Genomic DNA, 22,181 nt, shown 5'->3' with positions numbered 1-22,181 from the left:
CTCCGTACCGAAGACGCTCGGCAGCGGGGAAACCTTGCCCCGTCCGACGCACTTTTGTCGCCGTCGCCTGCCGACCGCTCCCGCCTGCTCCCGCTCGGGACCGACGGGGGGCGTCGGGCACCCGTCCCTGGATCGGGGCGGCGGTCCGTTGCGGCCGCACCGCACCTGAAGCGTCTTCCGCTGCACAGTGCGTATATCGAACTACTTTCCCGCGCAATTATCGGCAGCTGGGAGTTGCCCGTTCCGCATGAGGGGGAATCCCTTGCGCTTGCGGTAACTCCTATCTAACATATTGACAACGCCAAATTGCTGATCCGAGATGAAGCTTCGGATAAATCGAGCCTTGACGCGTACCTCTCCTCTTCAGGGGGCGCCAGCAGGGGCGTTCTTTGCGAGCGAGGAGGGTTCATGAAGGAATTCAGAATCAGTCGACGGGACGGGTTTGTCGCGCTGGGCGCAGGACTCGGTGCCGCGCTGCTTGGTGCGGGTCCTGCCGGCCGGGCAGCGGCCGGGGCGCGCGAGGGCGTCTCTCGGGCCAGCTCAGCCCCGCCGGGTGCAGTCGGGTACAGCATTACGATCCTGAACAATTCGGCGCTCGATGGCATGAACGCCATCCTCTTCCAGGAGATGCCAGTCCTCCCGAGCGACGCGGTCACGCTCGCCTGGATGTCGAAGATGTGCCACCCGTCGACCACCGTCGAATACCAGTGGAACATCGACTACAACTTCGTCTGGGGTCAGGTCGGGGCTCTCGTCCCCGGAACGCAGTTCGTGGCGGGCCAGACCCTGTCGGCCGACCTGACCCAGAACAACCTGGTCACCCTCTCCTACGTCAAAGGCGGTTTCGAATTCGGGCCAACCAGTTCCTCCGGAAAGAACGGAAGCCTGATAATCAAGGAGGACAATACTGTCCCGGGGCCGGGGGACCAGGACCAGGGAAGTGTAGGGATCGGCATGTCAGGGGCCGGCACGTTCGTCGTGCCGACCCTGACCAACGCCAGCGTCGAGTTCGACCCGAAACCCACCTACTGGGTCGCCTTCGGGAGCTTCGAGAGCAGCGAGGTGATGGACGTCTCCGAACTCACCACACCGGCACAGGTGTCCTATCCCGCCGGCATGACCAGCGCGAAGGCCGTTTTCGACGGCAAGGAATGGAGCATCTCGTACGGGAGCTAGGGGCACCGCCCGGTGTCCCGGCGGTGCGTGAAGAATGGCCGCATGCGTTGGACCGTGCTGGACTCGCCGATCGGGGAATTCTCCGTCGCCACCGACGGGACGGCGGTCTGCGGCACGCACTTCGGCCGGGTCGCCTCGGCCGACGACGAGCCCGCCGACGGGTCGGCCGGTCGGGCGGTGGCCGAACTGCTGGCGTACTTCGCCGGTGAGCTGACCGGGTTCACCGTGCCGGTGACGGTGCCGCGCGGGTCCGAGTTCGAGCGCGCCGTCTGGCGGGAGATGACCCGGATCCCGTACGGGGAGACGCTCACCTACGGCGAGGTGGCCCGGCTGGTCGGCGACCCCGGCGCGGCACGTGCGGTCGGGGTGGCCTGTAACCGCAACCCGGTCCCGGTGATCGTGCCCTGCCACCGGATCGTCGGCGCGGGCGGCAAGCTGGTCGGCTTCGGCGGCGGCCTGCCCCGCAAGGTGACCCTGCTGGAGTTGGAGGCGGGGGTGGCGCTGCGCCGCGCCTGGCTGCCCGAGGGGTGATCGCACAGTCCGTCCGCCCTGATCCGAGCGGTCCTCGCCACCATCGTCGCGGACGGCGACCCAGCGAGGAGGAGACGTGGCGTCGAGCGTGGTTGACCAGCCGACCGACGAGTTATACAACTCTGGTATGGCCTTCACCCTGAACCTGAAGCCCGAGGTCGAGCAGCGACTCAAGGAACTCGCCGAGGCGGAGCACCGGTCGATGCACAAGACGGTCGAGGTGGCGGTGCAGGCCTACCTGGACCGGCACGACCGGGACGAATGGACCCGTCAGGCCGCCCGCCGGGTGTTCGAGGAGGACGCGGAGTTCTTCGAGATGCTGGGGGACAGATGACCCACCCCTGGCCGGACGCCGAGGACCTGCTGACCCTGCTCGCCGAGCACACCGGCCCCCGGAGCCAGGTGCGGGACGCCGGGATACTCGTGGCGGCGGCGGCCCGACCGCACGCGCGGTTGGTCGGACAGGCCGCCTACCCGACCGCGCTGGACCGGGCGGCGGCACTGCTGCACGGGTTGACGGTCTGGCGTCCCCTCGACCTGTGGAACGCCGGGCTCGCCTGGGCGGCGATGCGCATCCTGCTGACTCGTTCCGGCCTGCGCCTCACCATGCCGGCCAAGGACCGGATGGCGTTGACCGACGCGTTGACCAGTGGTGAGGTCGACTCGGTCGAGGAGTTGACGTTGCGGCTGTCGCCGTACCTGGAGATGGCGGGCTGAACACGCGAGGGCCGGGTCCGTACGGACCCGGCCCTCGGTGGTGCTGGTGGTAGGCGCGTCAGCGCTCGATGTCGCCCTTGATGAAGGACTCGACGGCGGCGTGCGCGTCGTGGTCGGCGTACTGCTCCGGCGGGGACTTCATGAAGTAGGAGGAGGCCGAGAGGATCGGGCCACCGACCTTGCGGTCCAGGGCGATCTTGGCGGCCCGGACGGCGTCGATGATGACACCGGCCGAGTTCGGCGAGTCCCACACCTCGAGCTTCAGCTCGGCGTTGAGCGGGGTGTCACCGAAGGAACGGCCCTCCAGGCGGATGTACGCCCACTTGCGGTCGTCCAGCCACGGCACGTGGTCCGACGGGCCGATGTGCACGTCGCTCTTGACCATCTCGTGCGGGATCTGGGACGTGACCGACTGGGTCTTCGAGATCTTCTTCGAGACCAGCCGGGTGCGCTCCAGCATGTTCATGAAGTCCATGTTGCCGCCGAAGTTGAGCTGGTAGGTGCGCAGCAGCTCGACGCCCCGGTCCTCGAACAGCTTCGCCAGCGCGCGGTGCACGATGGTGGCGCCGACCTGGCTCTTGATGTCGTCACCGACGATCGGCAGGCCGGCGTCGGTGAACTTCTGCGCCCACTCCGGGTCGGAGGCGATGAAGACCGGCAGCGCGTTGACGAAGGCGCAGCCGGCGTCGATCGCGGCCTGGGCGTAGAACTTGGCGGCCTGCTCGGAGCCGACCGGCAGGTAGCAGACGACCACGTCGACCTGGGCGTCGCGCAGCGCCTTGGTCACGTCGACCGGCGCGGCGTCGGACTCCTCGATGATCTCGCGGTAGTACTGGCCCAGGCCGTCGAAGGTCGGGCCGCGCTGGACGCTGACGCCGGTGGGCGGCACGTCGCAGAGCTTGATGGTGTTGTTCTCGCTGGCGACGATCGCCTCCGCGAGGTCCATGCCGACCTTCTTGGCGTCCACGTCGAACGCCGCGACAAAGTCCACGTCCGATACGTGGTAGTCGCCGAAGGTGACGTGCATGAGACCCGGGACGCGGTCGTTCGGGTCGGCGTTGCGGTAGTACTCCACGCCCTGCACGAGGGACGAGGCGCAGTTACCCACACCGACGATGGCGACGCGGACGGAGCCCATAGCGTCTGCCTCCTTCTTCATGACGGCCGCTCATTCCTGGACTCTCCAGGCGGAGGCGGGCTGTTGTTGTCTCGTGGACCGCCGGCCGTCCCGGGTCGCGGGACTGTCGGGGCACGGCCGGAGCGCTCGTTGGCGATGAGCTCCTCCAGCCAGCGGACCTCGCGCTCGCAGGCGTCGAGGCCGTGGCGTTGCAGTTCCAGGGTGTACGCGTCGAGACGCTCGGCCGCCCGGCCCAGCACGTCCCGAAGTCCCTCGCGACGTTCCTCGATCGTGCGGCGGCGACCCTCCAGGATGCGCAGCCGGGTCGCCTGGTCGGTGCGGGCGAAGAACGCGAAGTGCACACCGAAGCCCGTGTCGTCGTACGTCTCGGGCCCGGCCTGCGCGATCAGTTGGGCGAAGCGTTCCTTGCCCTCCGCAGTGATCTTGTAGACCACCCGACCTCGTCGGCTGGTCAGTGCGGGAACCTCCTCGGCGGTGGCCGGTGCGTCGGCGGCCTCGGTGATCCAACCCGCCGCCTGCAACCTGCGCAGGGTCGGGTAGAGCGAGCCGTAGCTGATCGCCGCCCGGATGGCGCCGAGCTTGGCGGTGAGCTCCTTGCGGAGTTCGTAGCCGTGCATCGGGGCCTCCTGCAGGAGGCCGAGGATGGCGAGCTCGAGCACGGGCCACCCTTTCCTTACCCTCGGAGCGGCCGGTTAACCGCCTCGATGTATCGGACCGATACATCGCACGTTAGTACCTCCCCCGCTGTCAGGGCAAACCCCCGTTCTGCGCCAGCCCGTGCACGGATCGTGACGGTGGTCGCCCCACCCGATCGGAACGCGTACCCTTTCCCGCATGCGCACGTCTCGTCAGGTGGTCGACTACTCGCTGCAGAAGCGAGCAGTGCTGCGTGACGTGCTCGCCGGGCGGATCGGCACGTACGACGTGTGCGACGCCTCGCCCTACCTGAAGAACGCGGCCCGGTTCCACGGGGAACCGACCGAACAGCGGTGCCCGATCTGTCGGAGCGAGAACCTCACCCACGTCCACTACATTTACGGGGACGAGCTCAAGCAGTCCGCCGGCCAGGCCCGCACGCTGGCCGAGTTGCCCGCGCTGGCGATGACACTGCGTGAGTTTCAGGTCTTCGTGGTGGAGGTGTGCCTCGGCTGTGACTGGAACCACCTCGTCGAGCAGTTCCTGCTCGGCAGGGACGGGCTGGCCGACGGCGGTCCGGAACAGGGCGCTGCGGAGTCCGCCGCCGCCGCCCGGCAGGAGCGAAGGCGAGAGGCGCAACGGTGAACCTGGCTGATCCGGTCGACTCGGGTGTCGTACGACACAGACACCGCGACCGGCGGCCCATCGGCCCGATTGGCCCGAATGATGTGGAAATTGCAGCGCGCACCCGGCTCATCGCCGGCCACATGGCGCGTGTGTCAGCTCACGGCAACCCGGTGGTGGCGCCCCCGCGTCCCACCGCGACCGGCAGGGTGTGAGGAATGAACTCGTACGGCGATCCCAGTTCCCCGCGCGCGCGGGCCCAGGTACCGGGTTCGAACGGCGGCCCCGGACCGGGGGCGGACGACGCGTACCCCCGATGGGGCGGTGACGACCGGGGTGCCGCCCCGGCGGGCCGGGCCTCGGTCGGCGGTGCCGCGCCCACCGGGCGGGCCTCGGCGGCGGTGCCCCCGCCGCGCGCGACAGGTGGCGCGGCCCCGGTCGGCCGGGCGACCCCGGGCCGGGCCTCGGTGCCGGTCTCACCGGCCGGGCCGGGTCGGGCCTCCGTGCCGGTCTCCCCGGCCTCGCCGGGATGGGGTGGCGGGGGTCGGGCCTCGGTGCCGGTCTCCCCGGCGGGCGGACCGGCCGGGCGGGCCAGCGTCGGGACGGCTTCCGCCGGCCGGGCCAGCGTCGGCGCGGCCTCGGTCGGCTCCGCGGGTCGCGCCTCGGTGGCGCGGGCCGGCGTCGCGCCGGTCGGCGGCGGCGGGCCGGGTGGGCCGGGCGGCCCGAACGGGCCGGGTCGCGGCTACGGCGGTGGTGCCGGCGGTGGGCGTGGACGCGGCCCGGGTGACCCGGACGCGATGGCGAAGGCCAAGCGGCGCAAGCGGATCAACCTGCTGATCGCCGGCTTCGCGGTCTTCATCATGCTCGCCGGCCTCGGCGTGGTCGGCTTCACCTACTACTCCACCACCGTGGTGCTGCCCAACCAGATCAAGCTGCCGCTCGCCACGACCATCTACGCCAGCGACAACAAGACGGTCATCGCCAAGGTGGGCGAGCAGAACCGCACCTTCGTCTCGATCAACCAGATCCCGCAGCACATGCGCGACGCGGTGGCGGCGGCGGAGGACAAGAACTTCTACGAGCACGCCGGTGTCGACTACAAGGGCATCGCCCGCGCCGCCTGGAACAACCTCTCCAACGGCGACAAGCAGGGCGCCTCGACGATCACCCAGCAGTACGCCCGCAACGCCTACGAGAACCTCCAGGACGACTCGTACGCGCGAAAGGTGAAGGAGGCGATCGTCGCCTCCAAGCTCAACGATCAGTTCACCAAGGAACAGATCATGGAGCACTACCTCAACACCATCTACTTCGGCCGCAACGCGTACGGCATCGAGGCGGCGGCGCAGACGTACTTCGGCAAGCCGGTCTCCAAGGTCGACGTGGCCGAGGCCGCCGTGCTGGCCGCCCTGATCAAGCAGCCGGAGCCGAGCGCCACCCACAAGGGTTTCGACCCGGCGCTCAACCCCGCCGACGCCAAGGACCGCTGGGACTACGTCATCAAGAACATGATCGAGATGCGCTGGGTCGACGCCCCCGGCCGGCCGGCGCATCCGACGGAGTACCCGACGAAGACGTTGCAGACCCCCAAGGAATCCCGGTCGGGCGTCAAGTTCGGGGTCAACACCCCGATCGGCAACGTCATCAACTACGTGTCGGCGGAGATGCGGGAGAAGAAGCTCTGCACCGACAACGACGCGGAAGTGACCGAGCGTAAGCCGCGCTGTTCGGCGATGCTCCGCGAGGGTGGTTACCGGATCAGGACCACCATCGACAACAAGGTGCAGAAGGCCGTCACCGGTGCCGCCCAGCGCAGCACCAAGGGCTCCGAGCTGGATGGCTCCCGCAAGAACCTGATGGCCGCCGTGGTCTCCATCGACCCGCGCAACGGCCGGGTGCTCGGCTACTACGGCGGGGACGACGGCACCGGTACCGACTACGCCGGCACCAACACCGACACCAACGGCAACATCACCGGTGGGCACTCGCCCGGCTCCAGCTTCAAGATCTACACGCTGGCGGCGGCGCTGGAGGCCGGCAAGTCCGTCGAGTCGCGTTGGAAGGGCCGGGCGTTCACCCCGGAGGGCGACAAGTTCCGGGTCAGCAACGCCGGCAACGACAACCCCAAGTGTGGGGACTCCTGCACGTTGCGGGAGTCCACGCTGCAGTCGTTGAACGTGCCGTTCTACCACGTCAGCCTCGACATCGGCCCCGACAAGATCGTCGACATGGCGGCAAAGGCCGGCGTCAGCATGATGTGGCAGACCAACGTGAGCCCGCCCAAGGGGCACGACCTGACCAAGGAGAAGGCCAGCGACCTGGCGCCCGACCCCTTCTACCACGTGGTCGCCTACGGCCAGTACCCGATCACCGTGCTCGACCACGCCAACGGCCTCGCCACCTTCGCCAACAAGGGCATCTACAACAAGGCCCACTTCCTGATCTCCGCCGAGAAGCAGAACAAGGAGACCGGCAAGTGGGAGAAGCTCGGCGGCGAGCAGCTCAAGCCGCAGAAGCGGATCAACCCGGACGTGGTCGCCGACGTGACCGACGTGCTGGAGGCCTACCCGGGCCGGATCAGCCACACCCTGGCCGACGGCCGGAAGGCGACCGCCAAGACCGGCACCTGGGAGCTCAAGGAGGGCACCAACCAGAACGGTGACGCCTGGACCGTCGGGTACACCCCGCAGCTCGCCACCGCCGTCTGGGTGGGCAACAAGGGCAAGCGGGAAGCGATCAAGCTGAACAACGGCGCCAACATGACCGGTTCCTCCATGCCCGGCGAGATCTGGGAACGGGTGATGAACGGCGCGCTCAAGGGCGAGGAGAAGCTGGACTTCCCGCCGGCGGCGAAGGTCGGCGACCCGGAGTCCGGCAACGGCACCCCGCCGCCGCCCCCGCCGCCGCCGCCGAACCAGAACGGCCAGAACTGCGCCCCGACCGACCTGCAGTGCCTCCTCGGCGGCGGTAACCAGAACGGCAACAACCCGGGCGGCAACAACCAGGGCGGGAACCAAGGTGGGAACCAGGGCGGTAATCAGGGAGGGAACCAGGGCGGCGGTCCGCCGACCCCACCCAACCAGAACCTTCCCGGCCAGAACGGCGGGAACGGCGGCGGACTGCTGCCGACCCCGCGTACCCGGGAGTGAGCTGACCAGTACACCGACGAGCGTCTATGCCGCTGCCGGCGACCCGCAGACCTGCGGATCGCCGGCAGCGGCGTCTTTCGGCAGGCCCCCACCGGGGCGGTCCGCGCGGGGTGAAGCGGGCCGCCGGCGGAACATGCTGCTCGTCCGGGAGCCATTCATAGGGCAGGATGCATTCTCATGAGCACCCAGCCGACGGCCGGCATCGACGACGCCGGGAGCAGCGACCACCCGTCCCGATCGGACGGCTTCGTCCGAGGCGTTTCGGAGGCGATCGGCGGGCCGCTCGGCGACCATGCCGTCGCTGTCGACCGGCCCGCCGGCCGGGAGAGCCGGTTCTGGACGGCGGCCCGGATCGTGCTGGCCCTGGCCTGCCTGACCCTGGCCCTGCACTGGGTGCAGAAGGCGCCCTGCCAGAACGGTGCCTGGCAGAACAACATCCAGTACACCCGGATGTGCTACACCGACGTGCTGGCCCTCTATTACGCCGAGGGCCTGCACGAGGGCAAGGTCCCCTACCGGGACCACCCGGTGGAATACCCGGTGCTCACCGGCTACATGATGGGCGCGCTCGGCCTGCCGGTGCACGCCGTCGGCGTCGACGACCCGACGATCAACCAGGGCCGGTGGTTCTACAACGCCAACGCGTTGGCCCTCAGCGCGCTCGCCGTCGCCACCGCCGCGGTGATCCTCGCCCTGCGCCGCCGACGACCCTGGGACGCGGCACTCTTCGCGTTGGCCCCGGCGCTGTTCCTCACCGCCACCGTCAACTGGGACTTCCTTGCCATCGGGTTGGCCGCCCTCGGGTTGGCCGCCTGGGCGAAACGACAACCCGTACTGGCCGGCATCCTGCTCGGCCTGGGCGGTGCGGCGAAGATGTGGCCGCTGTTCCTGCTCGGACCGATCCTGATCCTCGGCCTGCGCGCGAATCGGCTGCGGGCCGCGTTCACCGCCGTCGCCACCGGCCTGGCCGCGCTGGTCGCGGTGAACCTGCCGACGGCGATCCGCTACCCGGACAACTGGGGGCGGTTCTTCGACCTGAACACCACCCGGCCCATCGACTGGGGCACGCTGTGGTACATCGGGCGGTACCTCGACGGCAAGGTGAACACCGGCGCCCCCGGCGACCAGGGCCCGTTCCAGTGGCTGAACGGCAACATCCCGACCCTCAACAACCTGTCGTACGCCCTGTTCGGGCTGGCCTGCATCGGCGTGGCCGTACTGACCCTGCGGGCACCCCGCCGCCCCCGGCTGGCCCAGCTCGCGTTCCTGGTGGTGGCCGCCTTCCTGATCTTCAGCAAGGTCTGGTCGCAGCAGTTCGTGCTCTGGCTGCTGCCGCTGGCGGTGCTCGCCCGGCCCCGCTGGGGGGCCTTCCTCGCCTGGCAGTTCGCCGAGGTGTGCTACTTCGTCGCCTTCTACGGCGAGCTGCTCGGCTCGGCCACCAGCCGCCCGGTCTTCCCCGAGGGGGTCTTCGTGCTGGCCTCGTCGCTGCGGCTCGGCACGGTGGTGGTGCTCTGCGTCCTGATCGTCAAGGACATCCTGCACCCGGAGCGCGACGCGGTCCGCCAGACCTACCTCGACGACCCGGACGGCGGCGTGCTCGACGGCGCCCCCGACGCCCCCTGGCTGACCAAACTCCGTCGCAAAACCCCCGCCCCCGAACCCGAACCAGCCCCCACCCCCGCCTGACACCACGCACCCCAACCCCCACCCAGACGCGCAAGTCCAAGACGGCCGTGCGCCCGTCAGGTTTGCGGGGGAGCCCGGCCGGCGCATGGATCAAGCCTGACCGCCCGGAGCCGGCTGGGCTCCCCCGCAGACCCCCACCGCAACCCGACCTCAGAGACGGAACACCACGGCATTGCCGACCTGTTGGCGGGTGATGCCCAACTGCTCGACCGGCGCGTCCACGGTCACCTCCCACGGCGTACCGACGATCTGGTCCCGCAGCACCACCACATTGCGTACGCCGAGGGTGCGCAGGTAGTCGACGCTGGTCTGGTCGGGGAAGGCCGCCGTCACCCGACGGACGTCGTCGAGCTGCTTCGGGGTGAAGCCGCTGCCGCCGTTGACCACCTGCTGGAAGCGGCTGGTCGACCAGAGCATCACCGGCTGGTCCTGGTTCTGGCTGCTGGGCAGCACCAGCAGCGGACCGTCCACCGTGCGCATCGCCGCCGGCTGCTCCGGCACCACCGGGTGCGGTGTGGTGTTCAACCCCTCCACGACCACCAGCAGCAGCGGCAGCAGGGTGGCCACGCGCAGCCACGGCGACGGCCGGGAGGACACCCGCTCGGTGCTCAGCTCGCGGACCCGCTGGGCGAAGGCACTCACCGCACCGGCGGCCAGCAGGCCGAGCAGCAGCGTCGTCCAGAGCATCATCCGACCTGGCGTACGCAGACCGTTGAAGCCCGGCAGGTGGTCGAAGAGCGGCGCATAGGTGAAGGTGCCGTCGAAGAACCGGGTGCCCATCGCCAGCACCATGGTGACCAGCACCCCGGCCAGCATGAACAGCCGGTGCCGCAGCCGCCACACCGAGAAGAACAGCCCGCCGGCCGCCAGCGCGTACAGCACGAAGCCCGGCAGCAGGGTCATCTCCGGATGCCAGGGCAGCGCCGCCCGCGCCCCCTCGTGCAGCCCACCCCAGATCCACGACTCGCCGGGTGCGGTGAAGAAGCCGCTCGCCGGTGGTGAGTAGACACCGATGTCGCCGATCGTCCGTTCCGCGTTGGGGTGCAGCTCGGCGACCTTGAAGTACGGCACCGCCAGCAGCGCGCCGACGGCGGCGAAGAGGAGCCCACCGACCAGGTCGGCCACGAACAGCCGCCGCCCGAAGGGCCGCCGCCCCTGCCGCCGCCGCCAGAACCACACCACCGCCGAGACCAGCAGGATGACCGCGAGGACGTACGCGAAGACCAGGCCGATGCCGAAGCCCAGGCTGAGCTGCCAGGCCGCGACCGCCCACCCGGCGTACGCCCAGCCGAGCCGGCGGCGTTCGGGGCGGTAGCCGTGCCGCAGCGACCAGCCGTGGCCCCGGGCCAGCATGGCCAGCGCCAACGGGATACCGCCGTTGGAGACGATGTGCAGGTGACCGGCCTGGGCGAGCAGCCACGGCGCGTACGTGTAGCTGACCCCGGCGACCGCCGACCCGATCCGTCCCGCGCCCAACTGCCGGGCCAGCACGTACGCCCCGAAGGTGGCCATCGCGTGCGCCAGCACGAACATGATGTTGTAGCGGAGCACGGCGGCGTCCGGGCCGGTGCCGAGCAGACCGACCGGGGCGTACCCGAGCAGCATGTCGGAGAAGGCGAAGCTCCACGGCTCCGGGAAGAACGTGTTGGACTGGAACAGCTGCCCCGGGTCGGTCCGCAGGGCATGCCCGGACCAGGCCATCTGCCAGGCCTGGAGGCTCGGGTCCCAGTAGTCCTGGGGGAGCGTGTAGAGCGGGTAGCGCAGGGTCGGCCAGGTCATCCCCACGGCCAGCGTGAGCGAGCCGAGGACGGCGAGCGTCCACTCGTGCACCAGGAACCGGCCGGTGGCGTGGGCCGCCCGGACGGGGCGGCCGGGCACCGGTTCGGGCGCGGGCGCGAACGAGGTCCACGGATCGGCCTCGGCCGCCGGCTCCTGCTGCTCCGCTTCGCCCCCGGCCGGCCCGTCACCCCGGCTCTTCCCGGCCTCGTCTTTCCCGGCCCTGCTTCTCCTGAGCCGGTCTTTCCAGGTCCTGGGCTTCGCAGCCGGGTCGATCGTCGTGCCGGCCTGGTCGGCTGCCACCGCGATCGTCGTGCCCTGGTCGGCTGCCACTGCGGTCGGCGTGCCGGCCCGGTCGGTCGCCACCGTGGTCGGCGCTGCGGCCTTCTCCGTGGTCGTCCCGGCCGGCTGGGCCTTCGCCCCGGTCGGCCCGGGGTCGGCCCCGGCCTTCCCGCCGCCGGCCATCCCACCCTCGGCCCGGCTCTCGTCGGTCACCGGGCCGCCCTCGGCGGGCTCCACGCCGGCTCCGTCGGCCTGCAAGTCGGGTCCGCCCGGCTCACCGCCCCACCCGCCTGGCTCGCCGCCCGATCCGCCTGGCTCGCCGCCCGATCCGCCTGGCTCGCCGCCGGATCCGCCTGGCTCGCCGCCCGATCCGGCTGGCTCTGCGTCCGACCCAGCCGGCTCTGCGCCCGGTCCGGCCGGCTGCGGGTCGGGTCCGGTGGCCGGGGGCGGGTCGTTCCTGCCCGGCTCCGAACTGTCCCGCGCGTCGGGTGCCGGCCGGTCCTGCGGCGACCCGGGGGTGGGGTCCGTGCCGCCGGTCTGCCGTGGGGGTGGGCTGCCGCCCGTCGCGTTGGTGGTCATCGGCGCTCAGGCCCCCGTGCCGAGCTGCCCACGGAGGAAGGCGATGTCGGCACCCTGACCGGTCGCCCCGCCGGGGGTCTCCACGATGACCGGGGCGTCCGCCGCCCGGATCACCGCCACCAGCAGCTCCGGGTCGATGGTGCCGCCGTCGAGGTTGTCGTGCCGGTCCTGCCCGGAGTTGAATCCGCCCTTGGAGTTGTTCGCGTGCACCAGGTCGATCCGGCCGGTGATCGCCTTCACCCGGTCGACCAGGTCGAGCAGCTCCTCGCCACCGGCGTACGCGTGGCAGGTGTCGAGGCAGAAGCCCACCTCGTAGTCACCGAGGGCGTCCCAGAGCCGGGCCAGCGCGTCGAGCCGCCTGGCGCAGGCGTTGTCGCCGCCGGCGGTGTTCTCGATCAGGACCGGCACGGGGAAGCCACCGGAGTCGGCCGCGTACGCGAAGGTCTTGCGCCAGTTGTCGAAGCCGACGGCGAGGTCGTCACCGGCGTTGACGTGGCCGCCGTGCACGATCAACCCCCGGGCGTCGAGCTGCGCCGCCGCAGTGGCGTGGGCCAGCAGGAGCTTGCGGCTGGGGATGCGGATGCGGTTGTTGAGGGTGGCCACGTTGATGACGTACGGGGCGTGCACCCAGAGGTCCACGTCGGCGGCGCGCAGCCGGTCGGCGTCCTCCCGGGGTTTCGGGGCCTTCCAGCCCTGCGGGTCGGAGAGGAAGAACTGCACCGCCTCGGCGGTACGGGTGGCCGCCTCCGCCAGCGGGTCGGCCTGGTCGACGTGGGCTCCGATACGCATGCAGGCGAGCCTACGTCCCGTCCCCGACGCCGGGTGGTGACGGTCGCGGGCAAGTCGCGCCGTCCCGCCGCCCCGTCCCGCCGCCCCGGTGCGTCGCGCCGCAGGGTGCGTGGCGTCACCCGGTGACCGCGGCGATCGTTGACCGAGATAGGGCAGTGGGACGAATAGTTGCAATTCGGCTATCACGTGACGATTGCCGTTGTACCGTCAGATAACAACAGGATGAAGCTCCGCGGGGTGTCCTCGATCCAACCTCATCGGTGTGGTCGTTCCTCCCCAGGTCCCACCCAAGGAATGCGGACGGGACGCCCCGCGGCCCCGTGGACAGGGGTCCACCGCCGGCCTTCGGGTGTCGCGGTGGGCCCCTGTCGCCCTTCCTGCCCGGCCGGGTCACCCCGTCGGGTCGACCTGCCCGGGCATGATCGTCGGGGCCGGGTATTCTGGTCCGGTTGTCCGCGTCCGGTCGGGTTCCCCCGCTCCGGGACGGGCACGACGCACGACCTCCTGCCACGGAAGGACCGTGGCCGCCTAGCCCACAGGAGGTGAGCACGTCTTGCGTCATTACGAAGTAATGGTGATCCTCGACTCCAGCCTCGAGGAACGCACCGTCGCACCCTCGCTCGACACGTACCTGAACGTGATCCGGACCGCGGGTGGCTCGGTCGAGAAGACCGACGTGTGGGGCCGCCGGCGCCTCGCGTACGAGATCAACAAGAAGGCCGAGGGCATCTACGCCGTCATCGACCTTCAGGCGACGCCGGAGGCGGTGGCCGAACTCGACCGCCAGCTGCGGCTCAACGAGTCCGTGCTGCGCACCAAGGTCATCCGGCCGGAGATGCGCTAAGCATTCAACCCCGGTTCGCCCGGATCAGCCTCGTCGGTGCTGTCGTACGGCTCTGCGAGTCTGTACGACGCAACGATGAGTGCGCGAGGAGTTGGTCATGGCAGGAGACACCACCATCACGGTCATCGGCAATCTGACCGATGACCCCGAGTTGCGGTTCACCCCGTCGGGTGCGGCGGTCGCCAAGTTCCGGGTCGCTTCGACGCCCCGGTTCATGGACAAGACCACCAACGAATGGAAGGACGGCGAGCCGCTCTTCCTGGCCTGCACCGTGTGGCGGCAGGCGGCGGAACACGTCGCCGAGTCGCTCCAGCGGGGCGCCCGCGTGATCGTCTCGGGTCGGCTGCGTCAGCGGTCGTACGAGACCCGCGAGGGTGAGAAGCGCACCGTCATCGAGCTCGAGGTCGACGAGATCGGCCCGTCGCTGCGCTACGCCACGGCGAAGGTGCAGAAGATGTCGCGTTCCGGTGGTGGCGGCGGTGGCTTCGGTTCCGGTGGCGGTGGCAATCAGGGCGGCGGCGGAGGCAACTTCGACGACCCCTGGGCCTCTGCTGCTCCGGCTCCCTCCTCGCGCGGTGGTTCGGGCGCCAATTTTGATGAGGAGCCACCGTTCTAATGGCGCCGAGCGCCCGCGATCGTAAACCAGGAGCACGTGCAATGGCCAAGGCTGCGGCACTTCGCAAGCCGAAGAAGAAGGTGAACCCGCTCGACAAGGACGGGATCACCTATATCGATTACAAGGACACCGCGCTGCTGCGTAAGTTCATCTCCGACCGCGGCAAGATCCGCGCTCGGCGGGTGACCGGGGTCACCTCCCAGCAGCAGCGGCAGATCGCCCGTGCGGTCAAGAACGCCCGTGAGATGGCGCTCCTGCCGTACACCGCCACGGCCCGCTGAGAGGAGGCACCGACATGAAGATCATCCTGACCCAGGAAGTTTCCGGTCTCGGTGCCCCCGGCGACATCGTCGAGGTCAAGAACGGCTACGGCCGTAACTACCTGCTGCCGCAGGGCTTCGCGATCAGCTGGACCAAGGGTGCGGAGAAGCAGGTCACGGTCATCAAGCGGGCCCGCTCGGCCCGGGAGATCCGCGACCTGGGCCACGCCACCGAGGTCAAGGACCAGCTTGAGGGCCTGAAGGTCAACCTGAAGGTCCGCGCCGGCGACGGTGGCCGGCTCTTCGGCTCGGTCACCCCGGCCGAGGTCGTCGACGCCGTCAAGGCGGCCGGCGGCCCGGTCCTCGACCGTCGTCGGCTGGAGATGCCCGGTCACATCAAGTCGACCGGCGCCTACCCGGTGCGGGTCAAGCTGCACCCCGAGGTGTCCGCCAAGTTCGACCTCAACGTCGTCCAGGGCTGACCTCACCGCACAGCATCACCCGACATGGCCCGCACCGGCACCCGGTGCGGGCCAAGTCATGTCCACCGACGGCCCGGGGCTCTGCGGCGGCGTCCCATCACCCCGGCAACCGTCGACCGCACATCACCCGGAGCCAGGCTCGGCGGCACCGCGCGGCGCCACCGACGCCGGGAACGCCGCGCAGGTCAGCCGATCGGCTGACCGGTGATCGCGCTGATCAACACGGTGGACAGGCCACCACCCACCACCGCCGCCGCCAACGCCACCGTCGCCGGCCGCCAGGTCGTCCCCACCCGGCGCAGCAGGACCGCCACCACCAGACTGCTCAGCAGCGACAGCCCGAACCGGGGTGCCCCCGCGACCAGGGAACCGAAGGCGTGCGCCCGGGGCGGTTCACACCCGCCGCCGCTGATGTCCGTGACACAGCCGGCCGGCGGCTGACCGTCCAGGGTCAACAGCCACAGAAACACCAGCACCGCCGGCACCAGGTAGCAGGCGGCGGTGTAGACCAGCGGGCGCAGCGGGCCACCCGGGTCCGGGTCGAGCAGGTCGTCCTCCAGGCGGCGGTTCCACGAACCGGCACCCACCGATCCGATCCGGTCCCGCAGTGCGGCCGTCGCCACCGACCGGCCCGACGCCGGCTCGGCCCGACGCCGGGGCACCGGCCGGGGCCTCGGTGCCGTGTAACCCACCACCGGAGAGCGGGGTGCCGAGGTCGGTGGGTCCATCCACCGGGGATCGTCGCCGGCCAGCCGGGTGCCCGACCAGAACCCCTCCGGCTGCTCACCCCACGGCCAGCCCTCGCCACCCGTCACCGGCTGCGAGGACCGGGGAGGCACCGACCGTTCCCACCGGTCGACGTCGTCCCGGGCCCGGCGGCCGACACCGTCGGTGTCCCACCGGTCGGCGTCGTCCCGGCCCCACCGGTCGTCACCGCCGGTGTCCCGGCGGCGGATCCCGCTCGTGTCCCGGCGGCCGATCCCGCCCGTGTCCCGGCGGTCGACCTCGTCACGATCCGCGGTCACCGACCCCCACCGGCCGACACCGCCCGTGTCCCGGCGGCCGACCTCGTCACGATCCGCGGTCACCGACCCCCACCGGCCGATGTCCGTCCGGTCCCACTGCGCGGTGTCGGTGAACCGGTCCCACTGGCCGGTGTCGTCGCTCTGCTCCCACCGCGACGCCCCGCCGGGACGCTCCCAGCGGTCGTCGGCCACCGGACTCTGCCAGCTGTGCACGCCGGACGCGTCCCACGGGTCCACCGCAGGCCGGTACTCCGGCTCCGGCTCGGCGGAACGGCTCCACGGGTCGCTCGCCGGACGGCTTCCCGGGTCGGTCAACGGCCGGGCCCACGAATCGTCGGTGTTGCGCCGCCGTCGCCGGGGCGGTTGCTCGGGTACGGCCTCCACCGGCAGGTCGGAGTCGTCACCGCCGGACCAGATCACCTCGGGCCGGCGGGACGGCGACCGCCGAGGGCGGGCCGTCGGGGCGGCCCCGGAGACCGGCGCACCCTCATCGGTGTCCGCCCGCCGGCTGCCGACGTACCCCTGATCCTGTGGGCGGTCGAAAGTCCACTCCCGGGTGTGGTCGGACTCGGGGGCCGCGGCGATGGCGCGGGTTTCCCGCCGTTCGCTCTCCCGCCGCCGTCTGGCGGCACGACGACCCACCCCGGAGACCGGAGGGGCGTCGTCGTCCTCGTCGTCCGGGGCGGCGTGCCGGCCACGGCCGTCGGCGTGGGCGATCCCCGACTCGACCGCCCACCGGGGCAGGTAGGCGTCGACGGGCTCCTCCTGGCCACGCTCGACCGCCCGGCGGCGGCTCGGCGTGCGGTAGCGGTCCGTCGAGGAGTGTGAAGCTGACAGGACCGGGTCGCCGAGGTCGTCCCACGGGGCGATCGGCTGACGCTCGCGCGGGTTGCCCTCCCCGCGCTCCCAGTCCCGGTAACTCACGGCCGGAGCGTGACCCTTCTCAACCGAAAGTGCAATCCGCTGTCCAGGTGTAGCCGTTTCGCAGAGATAGTACGGGAAGACCGACCCAAGAGCCTTACCAGAAATTATTCGTCCACAGGGTGGGGACAAAGAAACAGCAGGTCAGAGCCGTTGGGCCCGGATTTCCTCCACAGTTTTCCACAGGCTGTGCACACGCTGCGCACATGGTTGTCCACTCGCGTCCACAGGTTGTCCCGAGGCTCATCCACCGCGCCGGTTGAGGGTCTGACCTCGGGGTCCGTATCGTGGGGCACCGACCGGTCGCGCGATGGCCCCCCGATCGACCCGACCGGCAGGTGGCACACCACCGGCGTACCGCTGGGGCCAGCTCGACGCTGTGGAGGGGGAACCGTGTCGGTCACCGACGACATGCGGGCGGAGCCCCGGGCAGCGGGGCAGTCGTCCGCCCCGCCGCCCCGCGACGGCCAGTTCGACAAGACCCCACCCCAGGACGTGGCCGCCGAGCAGTGCGTCCTCGGCGGCATGCTGCTCTCCAAGGACGCGATCGCCGACGTCGTCGAGATCCTCAAGTCGACCGACTTCTACCGGCCCGTCCACGCCACCATCTTCGACGCGATCCTCGACATCTACGGGCGCGGTGAGCCGGCCGACGGCATCACCGTCGCGGCGGCCCTCGCCGACTCGGGGGACCTCGCCCGGGTCGGTGGCGCCCCCTACCTGCACACCTGCATGGCGGCCGTCCCGACGGCGGCGAACGCCTCCTACTACGCCCGGATCGTCGGCGAACGCGCGGTGCTGCGCCGCCTCGTCGAGGCGGGCACCCGGATCGTGCAGCTCGGCTACGGCACCGCCGCCGGTGGCAGCCGCGACGTCGACGACGTCGTCGACCTGGCCCAGCAGGCGGTCTACGAGATCACCGAACGGCGGGTGAGCGAGGACTTCGCGATCCTCGCCGACATGCTCCAGCCCACCCTCGACGAGATCGAGGCGGTCGGCGCGCAGGGCGGCGTGATGACCGGGGTGCCGACCGGCTTCACCGACCTGGACCGGCTGCTCAACGGCCTGCACCCGGGGCAGCTCATCATCGTGGCCGGCCGGCCCGGTCTCGGCAAGGCGCTCGCCCTGGACACGCCGCTGCCCACCCCCGACGGCTGGACCACGATGGGTGAGGTCGAGGTCGGCGACCGGTTGCTCGCCGCCGACGGTACGCCGACCACGGTCACCGCCGCGTTCGCCGTGATGCGCGGGCGTCCCTGCTACGAGGTCGAGTTCTCCGACGGCAGCGTGATCGTCGCCGACGCCGAGCACCTGTGGCAGACCAGCACCCGGAGGTGGGCCCTCGCGCCGGCGGGCGGCATACCGGCAGCCGCAGCTCAGGGCCCCGCCGAGGCCGGCGACGGCGTACTCACCACGGCGCAGATCGCGGCGACGCTGCGTACCGGCCCGGAGGGAAGCCCCCGCCACGCCGTCGCCACCTGCGCCCCCCTGCAACTGCCCGAGCGGGCGGTGCCCATCCCCCCGTACGGCCTGGGTGGCTGGCTCGGCGACGGCCGGGCCGACCCGGGTCATCTCGCCGGGTCCTTCCTGGCGACGCTGCGGGAGATCGGCGTCCTCGCGGACAAGCACATCCCCCGGGACTACCTGCGCGGCTCCGAGGCGCAACGTCGGGCGCTGCTCGCCGGGTTGATGGACACCGCCGGCACCCTCACCCCGACCGGCGACCTCCGGTACACCTCGACCTCACGTCGGCTGACCGGTGACGTACGGGAACTCGTGGTGGGTCTCGGGTACCGCTGCACGGTCACCGAGCGGCCGGCACCCGGTCGGACCGGGACGACGTACACGGTCGCCTTCGCCACCCAGGACGCCGTCTTCCGCCGCGAGCCCAGGGCGTCCGCCGAGGCCGTCCGCCCACGCACCGACCCGGGTGTCCGGTACGTGGTGGACGTGCGGCCGGTGGCCAGCGTGCCGGTGCGGTGCGTGACCGTCGACAACCCGGACCATCTCTACCTGGCCGGCCGGTCGATGATCCCCACCCACAACAGCACGGCCAGCATGGACTTCGCCCGCAACGCGGCGATCCGGGCCAACCAGGCCGCCGCCATCTTCTCGCTGGAAATGAGCAAGGTCGAGATCGTCATGCGGCTGCTCTCGGCCGAGGCACGGGTCCCGCTGCACGTGCTGCGCAGCGGGCAGCTCTCCGACGACGACTGGACCAAGCTGGCCCGCTGCATGGGTGAGATCAGCGAGGCGCCGCTGTTCGTGGACGACACGCCGAGCATGAACCTGATGGAGATCCGGGCGAAGGCGCGGCGGCTCAAGCAGAAGCACGATCTCAAAATGATCGTCGTCGACTATCTCCAGCTGATGACCTCACCGAAGCGCACCGAGAGCCGTCAGCAGGAGGTCGCGGACCTGTCCCGTGGCCTCAAGCTGCTGGCCAAGGAGGTCGAGTGCCCGGTGATCGCGGTCAGCCAGCTCAACCGTGGCCCCGAGCAACGCACCGACAAGCGACCCCAATTGTCCGATTTGCGCGAATCTGGCTCGATCGAACAAGATGCTGACGTCGTCATCCTGTTGCACCGCGACGACTACTACGACAAGGAGTCGCCGCGTGCCGGAGAGGCGGATTTCATAATCGCCAAGCACAGGAATGGTCCGACCGACAGTATAACGGTCGCGGCCCAGCTTCATCTCTCTCGATTCGTCGATATGGCCATCGGATGACCGAGGTCGGGACGCAACTCGCCGCTGAGCGGCGACGAGACGTGGTCGTACGTGCGGAGAGCGGGGAGAGCATCACGAGTATCGCCCTGCGTTACGGGGTGACAAGGCAGGCGATCCGAGGGGTGCTCCGTCGTTGTGGCGTACCTGCGCGTCGGACCGGCAAGCTGACGGATGCGCAGCGGGGGGAAGTGATAAATCGATTTCTCGACGGAGTTAGCCTCGGGCAGATCGCCACCGAGTTCAGCGTCACGGTTCCGTCTGTTCGCGGCCTGGTCTCCCGCCGAGGAATCAATATCCCATCAGTCTCGGAGGGTTTGCGGCACGATGCCTTCGACAGCCTGACGCCTGATGCCTGCTACTGGATCGGGTTCCTGTTCGCTGACGGGTGTGTCAGTTACCGGCCAGGTCACCTGCCGCAGATATCGATAGGGCTGGCTGAGCGGGACCGAGGCCAGTTGGTCGCGCTGCGGGATTATCTGGGCTGCGGTAACAGCATCTCCCAAACAAATCCGACCCAGGGCTCGTGTCAGTTCTCGGTGCGGTCGCGGAGCTTGGCGGACCGGCTCATCGAATTGGGCAGATACGATGATTCCATCGACGAGCGGTTGGTCGTCTCGCGCGACTTCTGGCGTGGTGTCGTCGATGGTGACGGCTCGCTGGGGATCTACAAGAGGGCAGCCCCGAGCGGTCGAACCTTTGCTCAGTTCAGAGTGGTCGGGAGACGCCATGTCTTGACCGCATTCGTTTCTTTCCTCGAAAGTAGCGGCATCAGTGGTCTGTCGGTGCGTCCGCACAAGAGCATCTGCACAGTCGGAACCACCTGTGGGCCGGCTGAGAGGATAGCCGCCCTTCTCTACCTCAATGCCGAGCCGGCGCTGGCCCGGAAGGCGGAGATTGCCGCACAGATGATCGTCCGTCAGCGATAGCACATTAGTTCCGTGCCCGTCGAGATCAGCCGAGCAGCGGGAACCAGCCGGCGGCCTCGCCCAGCGCCACCCGGTCCCGGTCGGTCAACGGCTCCCGACCGGTGGCCTTGCCCAGGTAGGTCAGATCGTCCCAGTCGGCGGGCCGGACGGCGTCGTCGCTGAGCAGGCCGTCCATGGTGGCGACCGCGACCTCGACGGCCAGCGGACCGGGCGGCGGCCCCTCGGGCAGGTGGTGCACCAGATCGAGGTGGTGTACGACGGCCTCGGTGGTCAGCGTGGCCAGGAAGTCGGGCACCCGCAGCACGTGCCCCTGGGTGGTGACGTGCCCCTGCGGGTCGGCGGCACCCGCCGCGCGGACGGCAGCCGGTGCGGTGTCCGCCCAGATTCGGACCACGCCGGTGGGCCGGTCGAAGGCGGCCGCCGAGCGGCGGACCCACCACGCGTGCCGGGCTGCGGCGTCGGGGTCGTCACCCGCCGGGAAGGACCGCCAGTAGCTGACGTCGTCGGTGTCGGCCGGCCCGTCGGCGGGGCTGGCCAGGGTGACCAGCGCCCGTTGGGCGTCGCCGAGCAGGTGGAAGAGCAGGTCGGCGACGACCCAGCCGCGACACCGGGTGGGTCGTTGCAGCGCCGCGTCGTCGAGGCCGGTGACCACCCGGGTGATCCCGTCGTAGACCTGCGCCAACGCGGTGTGCTGCCGGACGAACGTCATGCCGTGCAGCGTCGCACGAGCGGCGTGCCCCGGCACGGCGGTTGACGGGCCACCTACCGTGGCCACCCGGCAGTGCCGCCCGGCGGGACCGGGCCGGGCACGGGAGGGCCCGGCCCGGTCGTCGACGGGATCGCTCAGCCGAACATCTCGTCGAGGAAACCCTTGTGCTTCTTGCGCTTGTAGTGGCCGTGGTAGCCGTGGTGCTGCTGCGGGTGACCGTAACCACCGTGGGTGCCGTACGCGGGCTGCGGCGGGTAACCCGGCGGGGGCGGGGGCGGCGGCATGGCGCCGTAACCCGGCTGGTGGCTCGGGGCGGGTGGCGGCGGAGGCGGCGGTGGGTATCCGCCGGGCGTCTGGACGTGCTGCTGACCGGGGACGGGCCCCGGCTGACCGGGCGCGGGCGCACCGCGCTGCTGGTTCCAGTTCGCCTCGGCCTCGAACAGCTTTTCGAGTTCGCCACGGTCCAGGAAGATCCCCCGGCACTCGCCGCACTGGTCGATGACGACTCCGCTGCGCTCGTACTGGCGCATTTCTCCGCGACACTTGGGACAGGTGAGCTGCATCGCTCGACGGTACCCGGTCGGC

20 protein-coding genes are annotated in these 22,181 nt (G+C 70.4%); 13 read left to right on the top strand and 7 right to left on the bottom strand.

Going from position 1 to position 22,181, the window contains the following annotated elements; all coding sequences use genetic code 11:
• The first annotated feature begins 408 nt into the window (after nt 1–408).
• From JQN83_RS01250 to JQN83_RS01235, 4 genes are all read left to right on the top strand, one after another.
• Nucleotides 409–1,176, top strand: coding sequence for a RhiA family protein (locus JQN83_RS01250; RefSeq protein ID WP_208565157.1), 768 nt, complete (start codon nt 409–411; stop codon nt 1,174–1,176).
• 42 nt (nt 1,177–1,218) lie between these two features.
• The gene (locus JQN83_RS01245; protein WP_208565156.1) at nt 1,219–1,707 is read left to right on the top strand and encodes a methylated-DNA--[protein]-cysteine S-methyltransferase; all 489 of its coding nucleotides are present in this window, start codon (nt 1,219–1,221) and stop codon (nt 1,705–1,707) included.
• Nucleotides 1,708–1,834: 127 nt separating this feature from the next.
• Nucleotides 1,835–2,041 carry a ribbon-helix-helix protein, CopG family gene (locus JQN83_RS01240; protein ID WP_067310753.1) on the top strand — a complete coding sequence of 69 codons (207 nt, stop codon included), beginning with the start codon at nt 1,835–1,837 and terminating at the stop codon, nt 2,039–2,041.
• Nucleotides 2,038–2,424, top strand: coding sequence for a hypothetical protein (locus JQN83_RS01235; protein ID WP_208565155.1), 387 nt, complete (start codon nt 2,038–2,040; stop codon nt 2,422–2,424). Before JQN83_RS01240 ends, JQN83_RS01235 begins: the two co-directional genes overlap by 4 nt.
• A 58-nt stretch (nt 2,425–2,482) precedes the next feature.
• On the opposite strand, the gene JQN83_RS01230 is transcribed toward JQN83_RS01235, so the two are convergent.
• Both JQN83_RS01230 and JQN83_RS01225 read right to left on the bottom strand, forming a co-directional pair.
• Nucleotides 2,483–3,562 (bottom strand): inositol-3-phosphate synthase, encoded by a 1,080-nt coding sequence (locus JQN83_RS01230; protein WP_208565154.1) that lies wholly within the window; start codon nt 3,560–3,562, stop codon nt 2,483–2,485.
• 17 nt (nt 3,563–3,579) lie between these two features.
• A complete protein-coding gene (locus JQN83_RS01225; protein ID WP_208565153.1) occupies nt 3,580–4,221 on the bottom strand; it encodes a PadR family transcriptional regulator in 642 nt (213 codons plus the stop codon).
• 175 nt (nt 4,222–4,396) lie between these two features.
• Here JQN83_RS01225 and JQN83_RS01220 point away from each other — a divergent pair, with 175 nt between their 5' ends.
• From JQN83_RS01220 to JQN83_RS01210, 3 genes are all read left to right on the top strand, one after another.
• Nucleotides 4,397–4,843: a DUF5318 domain-containing protein gene (locus JQN83_RS01220; protein ID WP_208565152.1), complete on the top strand. Its 447-nt coding sequence runs from the start codon at nt 4,397–4,399 to the stop codon at nt 4,841–4,843.
• Between the two features lie 197 nt (nt 4,844–5,040).
• Nucleotides 5,041–7,971: a transglycosylase domain-containing protein gene (locus JQN83_RS01215; protein ID WP_208565151.1), complete on the top strand. Its 2,931-nt coding sequence runs from the start codon at nt 5,041–5,043 to the stop codon at nt 7,969–7,971.
• A gap of 177 nt (nt 7,972–8,148) precedes the next feature.
• Entirely contained in the window at nt 8,149–9,657 is a 1,509-nt protein-coding gene (locus tag JQN83_RS01210) for a glycosyltransferase family 87 protein (protein ID WP_208565150.1), read from the top strand.
• 150 nt (nt 9,658–9,807) lie between these two features.
• Here JQN83_RS01210 and JQN83_RS01205 read toward each other — a convergent pair whose 3' ends face one another.
• The gene (locus JQN83_RS01205; protein ID WP_244251644.1) at nt 9,808–11,898 is read right to left on the bottom strand and encodes a putative glycosyltransferase family protein; all 2,091 of its coding nucleotides are present in this window, start codon (nt 11,896–11,898) and stop codon (nt 9,808–9,810) included.
• A gap of 402 nt (nt 11,899–12,300) precedes the next feature.
• Nucleotides 12,301–13,083 carry a deoxyribonuclease IV gene (locus JQN83_RS01200; protein ID WP_208565149.1) on the bottom strand — a complete coding sequence of 261 codons (783 nt, stop codon included), beginning with the start codon at nt 13,081–13,083 and terminating at the stop codon, nt 12,301–12,303.
• A 553-nt stretch (nt 13,084–13,636) separates the two neighbouring features.
• On the opposite strand from JQN83_RS01200, the gene rpsF reads away from it, so the two are divergent.
• From rpsF to rplI, 4 genes are all read left to right on the top strand, one after another.
• Entirely contained in the window at nt 13,637–13,927 is a 291-nt protein-coding gene (rpsF, locus tag JQN83_RS01195) for a 30S ribosomal protein S6 (RefSeq protein WP_067301247.1), read from the top strand.
• A 79-nt stretch (nt 13,928–14,006) separates the two neighbouring features.
• Nucleotides 14,007–14,543, top strand: coding sequence for a single-stranded DNA-binding protein (locus JQN83_RS01190; protein WP_208565148.1), 537 nt, complete (start codon nt 14,007–14,009; stop codon nt 14,541–14,543).
• 41 nt (nt 14,544–14,584) lie between these two features.
• Nucleotides 14,585–14,824: a 30S ribosomal protein S18 gene (gene rpsR / locus JQN83_RS01185; RefSeq protein WP_007073789.1), complete on the top strand. Its 240-nt coding sequence runs from the start codon at nt 14,585–14,587 to the stop codon at nt 14,822–14,824.
• A 14-nt stretch (nt 14,825–14,838) separates the two neighbouring features.
• Nucleotides 14,839–15,285 carry a 50S ribosomal protein L9 gene (gene rplI / locus JQN83_RS01180; RefSeq protein WP_208565147.1) on the top strand — a complete coding sequence of 149 codons (447 nt, stop codon included), beginning with the start codon at nt 14,839–14,841 and terminating at the stop codon, nt 15,283–15,285.
• Nucleotides 15,286–15,470: 185 nt separating this feature from the next.
• Here the strand turns inward: rplI and JQN83_RS01175 are convergent, their stop codons facing one another.
• Nucleotides 15,471–17,234 (bottom strand): hypothetical protein, encoded by a 1,764-nt coding sequence (locus tag JQN83_RS01175; protein ID WP_208565146.1) that lies wholly within the window; start codon nt 17,232–17,234, stop codon nt 15,471–15,473.
• A 390-nt stretch (nt 17,235–17,624) separates the two neighbouring features.
• Between JQN83_RS01175 and dnaB the strand changes: the two genes are divergently transcribed.
• Nucleotides 17,625–19,961: a replicative DNA helicase gene (gene dnaB / locus JQN83_RS01170; RefSeq protein WP_208565145.1), complete on the top strand. Its 2,337-nt coding sequence runs from the start codon at nt 17,625–17,627 to the stop codon at nt 19,959–19,961.
• Nucleotides 19,958–20,887 (top strand): helix-turn-helix domain-containing protein, encoded by a 930-nt coding sequence (locus JQN83_RS01165; RefSeq protein ID WP_208565144.1) that lies wholly within the window; start codon nt 19,958–19,960, stop codon nt 20,885–20,887. The genes dnaB and JQN83_RS01165 overlap by 4 nt, the downstream gene beginning before the upstream one ends.
• Nucleotides 20,888–20,912: 25 nt before the next feature.
• Here the strand turns inward: JQN83_RS01165 and JQN83_RS01160 are convergent, their stop codons facing one another.
• Complete coding sequence (locus JQN83_RS01160; protein WP_208565143.1) at nt 20,913–21,596, bottom strand: maleylpyruvate isomerase N-terminal domain-containing protein; 684 nt, start codon at nt 21,594–21,596, stop codon at nt 20,913–20,915.
• Nucleotides 21,597–21,730: 134 nt separating this feature from the next.
• Nucleotides 21,731–22,159: a TFIIB-type zinc ribbon-containing protein gene (locus tag JQN83_RS01155; RefSeq protein WP_208565142.1), complete on the bottom strand. Its 429-nt coding sequence runs from the start codon at nt 22,157–22,159 to the stop codon at nt 21,731–21,733.
• Nucleotides 22,160–22,181 lie beyond the last annotated feature (22 nt).

It is taken from the genome of Micromonospora antibiotica, assembly GCF_017599305.1.
GTDB classification, from domain to species: domain Bacteria; phylum Actinomycetota; class Actinomycetes; order Mycobacteriales; family Micromonosporaceae; genus Micromonospora; species Micromonospora antibiotica.
Note: the sequence above shows the minus strand (reverse complement) of the source record. Positions and strands in the feature narration are given on the sequence as shown.

Coding starts and splice junctions, on each gene's coding strand:
- JQN83_RS01250 (WP_208565157.1), top strand. CDS start 409: ATGAAGGAATTCAGAATCAGTCGACGGGACGGGTTTGTCGCGCTGGGC.
- JQN83_RS01235 (WP_208565155.1), top strand. CDS start 2,038: ATGACCCACCCCTGGCCGGACGCCGAGGACCTGCTGACCCTGCTCGCC.
- JQN83_RS01215 (WP_208565151.1), top strand. CDS start 5,041: ATGAACTCGTACGGCGATCCCAGTTCCCCGCGCGCGCGGGCCCAGGTA.
- JQN83_RS01155 (WP_208565142.1), bottom strand. CDS start 22,159: ATGCAGCTCACCTGTCCCAAGTGTCGCGGAGAAATGCGCCAGTACGAG.
- rplI (WP_208565147.1), top strand. CDS start 14,839: ATGAAGATCATCCTGACCCAGGAAGTTTCCGGTCTCGGTGCCCCCGGC.
- JQN83_RS01200 (WP_208565149.1), bottom strand. CDS start 13,083: ATGCGTATCGGAGCCCACGTCGACCAGGCCGACCCGCTGGCGGAGGCG.
- JQN83_RS01230 (WP_208565154.1), bottom strand. CDS start 3,562: ATGGGCTCCGTCCGCGTCGCCATCGTCGGTGTGGGTAACTGCGCCTCG.
- JQN83_RS01160 (WP_208565143.1), bottom strand. CDS start 21,596: ATGACGTTCGTCCGGCAGCACACCGCGTTGGCGCAGGTCTACGACGGG.
- JQN83_RS01245 (WP_208565156.1), top strand. CDS start 1,219: ATGCGTTGGACCGTGCTGGACTCGCCGATCGGGGAATTCTCCGTCGCC.
- JQN83_RS01220 (WP_208565152.1), top strand. CDS start 4,397: ATGCGCACGTCTCGTCAGGTGGTCGACTACTCGCTGCAGAAGCGAGCA.
- JQN83_RS01165 (WP_208565144.1), top strand. CDS start 19,958: ATGACCGAGGTCGGGACGCAACTCGCCGCTGAGCGGCGACGAGACGTG.
- JQN83_RS01240 (WP_067310753.1), top strand. CDS start 1,835: ATGGCCTTCACCCTGAACCTGAAGCCCGAGGTCGAGCAGCGACTCAAG.
- JQN83_RS01210 (WP_208565150.1), top strand. CDS start 8,149: ATGAGCACCCAGCCGACGGCCGGCATCGACGACGCCGGGAGCAGCGAC.
- rpsR (WP_007073789.1), top strand. CDS start 14,585: ATGGCCAAGGCTGCGGCACTTCGCAAGCCGAAGAAGAAGGTGAACCCG.
- JQN83_RS01205 (WP_244251644.1), bottom strand. CDS start 11,898: ATGGCCGGCGGCGGGAAGGCCGGGGCCGACCCCGGGCCGACCGGGGCG.